At 67.0% G+C, this 8,123-nt stretch carries 7 protein-coding genes and 1 pseudogene; 3 read left to right on the forward strand and 5 right to left on the reverse strand.

Annotated elements, in window-relative coordinates; all coding sequences use genetic code 11:
- The first annotated feature begins 652 nt into the window (after positions 1–652).
- Both D471_RS0130040 and D471_RS0130045 read left to right on the forward strand, forming a co-directional pair.
- Positions 653–1,234, forward strand: coding sequence for an SMI1/KNR4 family protein (locus tag D471_RS0130040; RefSeq protein ID WP_241479746.1), 582 nt, complete (start codon positions 653–655; stop codon positions 1,232–1,234).
- A 235-nt stretch (positions 1,235–1,469) separates the two neighbouring features.
- A complete protein-coding gene (locus D471_RS0130045) occupies positions 1,470–3,068 on the forward strand; it encodes a hypothetical protein (protein WP_152486500.1) in 1,599 nt (532 codons plus the stop codon).
- Between the two features lie 425 nt (positions 3,069–3,493).
- On the opposite strand, the gene D471_RS0130050 is transcribed toward D471_RS0130045, so the two are convergent.
- From D471_RS0130050 to D471_RS36965, 5 genes are all read right to left on the reverse strand, one after another.
- On the reverse strand, positions 3,494–5,566 hold the full coding sequence (locus D471_RS0130050; protein ID WP_193789808.1) for an SUI1 family translation initiation factor: 2,073 nt from the start codon (positions 5,564–5,566) through the stop codon (positions 3,494–3,496).
- On the reverse strand, positions 5,563–5,952 hold the full coding sequence (locus D471_RS42195; RefSeq protein WP_241479747.1) for a hypothetical protein: 390 nt from the start codon (positions 5,950–5,952) through the stop codon (positions 5,563–5,565). The genes D471_RS0130050 and D471_RS42195 overlap by 4 nt, the downstream gene beginning before the upstream one ends.
- Positions 5,927–6,691: a 5'-methylthioadenosine/S-adenosylhomocysteine nucleosidase family protein gene (locus D471_RS36960; RefSeq protein ID WP_241479748.1), complete on the reverse strand. Its 765-nt coding sequence runs from the start codon at positions 6,689–6,691 to the stop codon at positions 5,927–5,929. Before D471_RS36960 ends, D471_RS42195 begins: the two co-directional genes overlap by 26 nt.
- Positions 6,688–7,419, reverse strand: a complete 732-nt coding sequence (locus D471_RS0130060) for an NUDIX hydrolase (RefSeq protein WP_040691964.1) — start codon at positions 7,417–7,419, stop codon at positions 6,688–6,690. Before D471_RS0130060 ends, D471_RS36960 begins: the two co-directional genes overlap by 4 nt.
- A 129-nt stretch (positions 7,420–7,548) precedes the next feature.
- Positions 7,549–7,776 carry a transposase gene (locus tag D471_RS36965; protein ID WP_017602043.1) on the reverse strand — a complete coding sequence of 76 codons (228 nt, stop codon included), beginning with the start codon at positions 7,774–7,776 and terminating at the stop codon, positions 7,549–7,551.
- Between D471_RS36965 and D471_RS42200 the strand changes: the two are divergent.
- Positions 7,774–7,917, forward strand: a pseudogene (locus tag D471_RS42200) (IS5/IS1182 family transposase); the annotation flags it as partial. The gene D471_RS36965 and the pseudogene D471_RS42200 sit on opposite strands and share 3 nt — an antisense overlap.
- Positions 7,918–8,123: the final 206 nt, after the last annotated feature.

Consider the following 8,123-nt stretch of genomic DNA (forward strand, 5'->3'; position numbering starts at 1 on the left):
GGGGCCTTAAGTGGCCGCCTATGGGGAGTATCTACTGTCCGCTGTCAGGGCCCCACACGCGGGCGTCAGGGCGGCTGTGGGGCACTGATGGGCGGACACGGGCCGTCCCCGGCCTAGGGCCCTCAGGGTCACGGGATGGCAAAATGCTCCGCGAGGTGGGCACCCACCTGTACTGGACCTCGCACTGGGGAGCACACGAGGAGCAAAATCCGCCCCCAGACGAGGTTCGGCACCTCGCCTGTTCGACTCCGTGCACCCCGTCTGACCTGGGATTTTGTGGCGCACCCGGCAGGATTCGAACCTGCGACCCCCGGATGAGAAGTCCGGTTAACACGCGCCGCCACGTGTCATTTCGTGCTGTTTCGTGTCGCCCCATCCGATCCGCCGTGCTGTCTGGGGTCGGGTGGTGCCGCCGGGTGTCGTGCCAGTACGGAACTGAAGAGCACGAACGGAGCACGAACCGGGGCTAGGTGGCGTCCGATGGCACCTCGCGAGGTTCTCAGCATCGGTGTCTTTTCAAGGGATCGTGGTACTGGCTCAGGGTTGTGAGGCTAACGGGCTGTGGTCTGCACGTTCAGGACACAGAAGGCTCACGCTGGCGGGCAGGTAACGTCCGGGGACCGGACAGAGTCCGGGTAGACAACGTGCCGTGATGATCGGAAGGGGAAGCGCCGTGTCGTGGGTCAGCCGGATCGCCGACGCCGTCGAGTGGCGGTCGATGGACGTCGACATCGCGTGGGAGGTGATCGAGGCGCGCCTGGGCATGGCGCTTCCCGCCGACTACAAGGAGCTCTGTCGGTGCTTCGGGGTGGGGGAGTTCAGCGGGTATGTGCATGTGTACGGTGCCCCGGGAGGCGCCGACTCGCAGATGGTGGACAAGCTGGCGTCGCTGTGGCGAACACTGGAGACACATCCGATCACGCGGGACGCCTTTGATCCGTACGGTCTCTACCGTCCGGGTGGAGCAGGCCTGATCCCCTGGGCCGTGTCGGAGACGGCCGTCGAGTTCTCCTGGGCCGCCGACGTCGAGGTGCCGCCGCAGGACTGGCCGGTGGTGGCGCGGACCGAGGTCAGCCCTTGGCGGCGCTTGCCGATGTCGGCCTCGGAGTGCCTCTTCCGCGTCCTGACCGACGTCTCCTTTACGGAGTTCACTATCGCCGACCTGATGGAACGTCCGTCCTTCAGGCCGTACGCGATGGAGTCCCGGGTATCGACCAGGGGTTGTGCGCGGTGACTCCTCTCGGCCGCGGCCGGTTTCTGATCGTGGAAAGGTCACCGGGCTTGTGTGGCGACGGCGCGCTGCGCGGTGCGGGAGGTGTGGCTGGTGTTGCGTGATGCCGGTTTTGTGATTGATGCCTGTTGGTTTGTGAAACCTGAGCGGATCCGGCCTTGCGTCAGGGAGCGAGATAGTCCATCCTTACCGTCATGATGACGCACATCGCACGGAAGGGCGGCCTCCGCCCGGGCCTTTGAGCGCCCCTGAGTGGACCATCGGCGAGCCCGCCGATGGACGATCCACTTTTCTTCGACACGTCACCTCTCTTTTCGCCGAGCATGGTGAACCCCCCTGGCCGAACGACGGTCGGCCGTTCCCCGACGACCCTCCCGACTGGGCCAACGCCACGATGCGCAGCGTCGTCCTCGACGGGATCCGCACCCACCACTTCGGGGTCGGCCCGAAGGCGGAACAGGCTGACGCACTGGCCGGAATCCTCGCCCGGACCGTGGAGGAGCCTCCTGACATCGCTGCGGCGCAACTCTTCCACGACGCGCTCGCCGAGACCGACGCCCTGACAGTCGTCGACCATCTCCTCGAACCCATCGCTGCGCGCAAGGTGTCCCGCCGCCGTGCGCGGGTGCTCGCCCGATGGACGGCCGAGCACGGCACGCACCGCGACGCCGTCAAAATCGCGCTGGCTCTGCTGGGCCTGTGCGGAGACGAACGCGAACGAGAACTGTTCGTCCTGCTCGGGTCACTGGACGAGTTCGCTCTCTACGCGGCCGTCGCGTTGCGGCGTGTCGTACCCGACCCCGAACCGGACCTGTTCCGACTCGCCCGACGGGCCACGGGGTGGGGCCGCATCCACGCGGTGAAGCGGCTGGAAGGCACCACCGATCCCGCCATCCGGGCATGGCTCCTACGAGAGGGCTTCCGTAACGGGGTCATGGACGAGTACCTCGCCCACTTCGCCGCGGTGAACGGAGGACTGCTGGAGGCCCTTACCAAGGGCGGACCTGAAGGGAAGGTGGACGACGCACTGCTCGACGGGGCGGGAGGCATCCTCGGAGCCATGGCCCTCTCCGAGGGCGGACCGGCCAAAGGGCTAGTGGACTATCCGGACGCGTTCGCCGCGCTCGAACGCTACACCGAACTGATCGACGGCGCTCCCGCCACCCTGGGGCGGCTCGCAGACCTGATGACGATCCGTACCTACCTGCTCGGCGAGCCCGGGGACCTGGGGCATTCGGCCGACGAGGTGACCCGGCTCGGCCGACGACTCACACGAACGCTGGAGCGTCCGGAATGGGAAGCGGAGGTCCGTGCGCACCTGGCCGAGCCCGACGGGAAGGATGTCGGTAGTGCGCTATGGGTGGCAGACAAGCTGGGACTGCGGCCGTTCGACGACGTCCTGCGGCGTCTGCGCGTGGCACCGCGGGACTCCTCTGCCTGGCACTGGGCCTTTCGCTGGGTCACCCGGGAGCGGGTGAACGATCTTCTGGAACTCGCCCAGACCCTGTTGCCGCTCGAGGAACTGGCGACAGGGCCGTCCGAGGTGTCGTCGGTGGGGCCCGGGTATGAGGATGACCGTGCTCTGGAGAGCGTCCTGCGCGGTATGGCCCGGACACCGGGTTCGGGTTGGCCGCTCATCCGTACCGGCCTGCGCAATCGTTGCATCGGGGCGCGTGCGGCTGCGATCAGCGCCCTGGAGGCGTGGTGTGGGCGGTCCCTTCCGGCGGAGGCGGTAACCGTACTTCGTCGGGCCGAGGCCGAGGAGCCGCACGCTCAGACCAAGGAAAGCATGTCGGCCGTTCTGGGGCGGCTCGATCTCGGTTCCGGAACGGACTGATCCTGCGAAGCGGTCCGGGCTGGCACCTGTCGTTGGCTCGGGCCGTGTGCTCCGTCCACCCGGTGCGGGGCTTGCGGGGCCAGGGGTTCCGGGTGGTGCCGGACTGTTTCGTTCTGGGTGTGGTGGAGGTTGTGGCGTGTGTCGGGATCGCCTCCCGTCACTCACTGGTGTACCCCCCACATGCGAAGGCTTTTGACCTGTGAACGTTTTCTCAGGTCAAAAGCTTAAGCTCCTGGGGGTGAGTGACGGGACCTGAAACTGCGGTGGGGAAGTTTCCTGACCTGAGAAAGTACGAGAAGTCGCAGGTAGTGGGGGATACGGTTGCTCGGTTGTGCCGTGTTGTCCCGGGTTCCGCTGGAAGGCGTGCACCCCCCGGGTGCACGCCCTCGGCCGATATGGTGCACTCTCGCGGGTGCACCGGAGGCTCACCGTACGGGAGCCGCTGGGAGCGGTTGCGTTGATTGCTCGCGTCGCGCCGTACCGTTCCGTGTCGGTGAGGTGGCACCCGCGTCCGAAGGGGCATCGGTCTCGGGGCGCTCGGACGCGAAAGCGGGTGGAGGATCCGTCGCGCGTTCGAACCACGGTTTTCCCTCGGCGGCCATACCTTCGAGAATGCGGAGCGTGTGGGAGAACCCAGCGGCGTCGAGGTTGATATCCGATGCCTCGGCCTGCGGTTCCTCGTCCCCTTGGTCGTGAACGGGAGTGTCGGACACCGGGATGCTCTTGGCCGGTCCGTTGGTCAGCGTGATGTTCAGGGTGTACCGCCGTGCGCTCTTGATCTGCACCCGGACGGAGGAAAGCGCCTCGAAGCGGTAGTTGTCCCGTTCGCTGCGGTGCCACCGTGCCCGCTCGAAGTCGAGTTTGGCCGTGGCCTCCCGCACTCCTTCGTTGGTGACCAGGAAGACCCTGATCTCGTACTTTGAGTGGCGCCAAGGTCCTCCCCGCACGCTGGCCGACTTGCAGGGACGGTCCGCTGTCGGGAGGAAAGCGTGGGTGGTGACCTCAGACCAGGCCAGACGATGGTGTTTCAGGGCCTCGTTGAGGATCAGGGTCTTGTCCGCGTTCAACCAGGCCTCCATCTCCGTTTCCGTGGGCATCAGTGCTTCGAGCTTGCCCTTCCACCGTTCGTACTCGGCTTTCCGTGCGGTGAGGACATCCTCCTGCTCCCGGTTCTCCTCCTTGTAACGACGGTGTTCACTGTGGATCCTCAACCACAGGGGAATCGCGAACCTGCCGGCGACCACGGCGAGGAGGACACAGCCCACGGTTGAGACCGGTGACTCCTGGAACGCGATACTGAGGGCTGTCATGGTCGCCGCCGCCGAGAGCAGACACAGGATCACGCATCGTGCTTTGGCCGCCGTTCCCACTGCGTGGATTTCGTCAGGCTCCAGCGGCAGGCCCTTGGTCCAGCGTCGACGAACATCGCGCACCATGAACCGGATCAGCCAGTTCACTGCTCCGTTGCGAACACTGCTCTCCCGGTAGACACGGGCGACCTCATCACGCAGAGACCGGCGTACGCCGATGGTCTGGCTGAGCCACTCGTCCCTGTTCTCCGGTTCGGGGGCGTACTTGGCGAAGTAGTGGTCGAACGCGCGCTCCACATGATCAGCGAAACCGCGCTCGGGCGGACCCGTGCGCGAGCGTCGGTAACCGTACTCCTGTTCCTTGGCGAGCCTGCGCCGGTGCTTGTGGTTCCAGAAGGCGATGTGCCAACCTGCGGCGGGCCCGAAGACGAGCATCGCGAAGCAGGAAATCAGCGACAGCAGGCTCCCCTGGGCCAAGGCGGACTTCATCATGACCGTGACAGGGAACAGGAACGTGCTCGCCAGGATCAGACCTCCGAAGATATCCCGGAGGGCGGTGGATTTCGGCTTGGGCCTCCCGGCCCTGGCCCCGGCGGGTACGGGTTCGAAGTAGACCCAGGCCCGGTCGACCCTTTCGTGGGCGTGTTGCTCCAGTTTGGCGCCCTCCCGGATCTGGTGCCACACACCCTGCTTCATACTTCCGGTGAGTACCAGACCGAGATGGCGCAGAATCAGGTCGCGCTGCACGGTGGGCAGAGCGTCCAGGCGAATCATCGTGTCGGCCGGGTCTCCACCGGAGCCGTCCACGCAGGACAGGAGTCCGAAGACGATGTCCAGGCCCCGCCACCACTCGTTACGTCCTAACGGTGTCCGCCGCCGGGCTGACAGCTCTGCCAGGACCGCGCGGTCCTCCTTGGTGAGATCCCGGTAGGAGCGCTTACTGAGGATGGCCAGAGCCCGATGAAAATGGATCTCCGGGCCGTCGAATCCGCGCGCGTAGGCTCGCTCGAGGTGCTCCCTCGCTTTGACTGGGACTCCGTCCGCGAGGTAACGGCACCCGACTTCGTAATCACGCTCAGGCGGGTCGTCGGGGCCCACTACGTAAATGACGGAGTCGTGCACATGGCCTGCCTGGACCCCGACGTGGGAGCCGGACGCAGCCGTGTTGGCGGTATCAGGCCCGCTCATGAGAGCCCCTTCACCGCGGTGATCAGCGTCGCGACCTGCGCGGCCAGCGACGCCAGGTCGCCGAGCAGGCCCCGCAGGCGCTTCAGGGCCAGGACCGAGGCCTTCCTGCTCTCGGGTGTCCCCTCCTCGATCCCCTTGTCGGCGATGTCGATCTCGGCCGACGCCGCCTCGTGGGTGTCCTCGTCGATGCGTCCCGCCGAGCGCTCCCGCGCCAGTTTCTCCCTGAGGGCAGCGAGTTCGTCCGCGATCCCGGCTCCGCCGGCCCCGGGCGCAGTGAAGGACACGTGGAGCGTGCTGTCGCGCACGTGGCCCGCCTGGACACCGACACTTCCGTAGGCGGTGTTGGTGACATTGCCTCCGTCACCGGAGTTGCTGTCCTTGCGCATGGTGGGGGACTCCTTCTGTCCGATGAGTTCTTCCGCGAGGTCCAGGGCGAAGGCCGCGGCGTTCGCGGCGGCGACCGGCTGCCATTCGCGGTNCGTCGGCCCGGTCGCTGATGCCGCGCACGATCGCCACCGGTGCGCCGCTCAGGTGTCCGGCCTGGGCGACTCCGGCGCCCTCCATCTCGATGGCCAACGCGTCGTTGTAGGTCTGCCTGATCCACTCGGCCTCGCGTGAGACCCGGGAGTTCTGCACGATCTCCCCGGCGGCGATGGGGCCCAGGTGCGCCTGAGGGCGCGGCCTCTCCGGCGGCGCGTGCCGGGACCATGCGCCGAGCCTGGCCAGGTGCGCGGCCGTCTGGGCGATGCCGTGCGGTGACTCCCACGCGCGGGGCCGGGCCCTGAGGCCATCGTCTTCGCTGGTTCCGCCGTGGTAGGCGTACACGTGCGTCGCCACGACCACGTCACCCAGGGGAGGCGTGTCCCACAGGGCTCCGGCCACCCCCACGAAGAGCACCGCGGCCGGTGAGAACTCCTGGACGGCCCGCTCGACCAGCACCGCGGACGACTGGTTGCCCTTGCCGGTGAGGCCGAGGACGACACGGCCATGGTCGCCGGGCAGTGTGCCGATCTCGAACCGGGTACCCCGGTCGTGCTGGTACGACTCGGGGGAGCGGAGCCGCTCCCGCACGGCCTTGTATTCCAGGTTCAGAGCGGTCAGCACCACTACGAGGTCGTCGCTCATTCTTCGTTCTCGTTCCGGCTCGGGGACAGGGGCCGCATCATCGGAGGGCGCAGTACCTGTTGGGGGCCTGCTCGGAAGAGGCGCGCGGGGCGTCCCTTGGTCACGCGCCGGTCCGAGACGACCGGGGTGAGGAAGCCCGTCACCGCCTGGACCTTGCGGTAGAAGTTGCGCGGGTCGAGTTCGAACCCCCACACCGCCTCGTAGACCCGTTGCAGTTCGGCGATGGTGAAGGTCTCGTCGCAGAAAGCTGTGGCCAGCGAGGTGTGCTCGATCTTCGAGCGGGCGCGCTCCAGCCCGTCGTCGAGGATCTGCCGGTGGTCGAAGGCGAGCCGTCCGCGGCCCGAGGAGAACTCCTCGACGGGTCGCCAGGAGGCCGCCGAGGCGTCGGTACCGGCTTTGGGTTCGGGCAGGCCGGGTGCGATGGCGAGGTAGGCGACGGAGACGATGCGTCCTCGCGGATCCCGGCCGGGGCTTCCGTAAGCGCCTAACTGCTCCAGGTGGAGTTCCGTCGCGTCGAGGTTGGCTTCTTCGCGCAGTTCCCGACAGGCGGCGTCGAAGACGTCCTCGCCGGAATCGGCGATGAACCCGCCGGGGAGGGCCAGTTCGCCTTTGTGGGGGTCGATGCCTCTTTCGATGAGGAGGACGTGAAGGGCTGAGGACCGCAGGGTCAGGATGACCAGGTCAACGGTCAACAGCACAGGGGGTGGTTGCCAGGTTTCGTTCGGCATGCGCTGATCTTAGCTTCCTGTCAGTTCGACAGGAAGACTTTTTGGAAAATGGTTCTCATGGTTCTTGATTGGCCTGTGTGGTTTATGTTTGTAGTGATTTGCAAGTTATTCATTGATTTGGAGCTCATCTCAAAAGCCGTCGGTGTGCTTGGCCGGGAAGGTGGAGGCCTTGCGTTCCCAGCGCACGTTCAACGTGCGGTAGGAGCCCGGCCAGGCGATTGAGCGCTCGATCGTGTACCGGTGGCGGCCCAGCCGCTGGGAGGACTCGACGCCGGGTCGGGCGAGGCGCACGCCGATCCCGCGTTCGCGCAGCCAGCGGCGCCGGTCACGGGAGCGGTAGGCCTTGCCTCCGACCACGCCAAGCTCCGCTCACCTGGTGAGCGGGCCATCGCCCAGCTCAAGAACCGGGACATCCTGCGCCGGCTGCGGTGCTGCTCGCACCGGGCCGGTGAGATCACCCGAGCCGTGCTCGTGCCTCAACTCCGCGAGACAGGATGAAAAGCGCTCAATGAAGAGCCTGGTGTGTGCCGGGTCGCCCGGGCCCCGCGCCACACCGCGGAGGAGCCGCTGGCCTCTACGACGCGTCCACGGCGATCGTGGGGGCGCTGTCCGACCGCCTCCGGCTCCGTGGCGCACTCCCGTCGCCGCCGGGTGGGAGGGCGCCTCAGCGGCGGTCGGACCACGCCCTCCACAGGGCGGCGTAG

Source organism: Nocardiopsis lucentensis DSM 44048, from assembly GCF_000341125.1.
GTDB classification, from domain to species: Bacteria; Actinomycetota; Actinomycetes; order Streptosporangiales; family Streptosporangiaceae; genus Nocardiopsis; species Nocardiopsis lucentensis.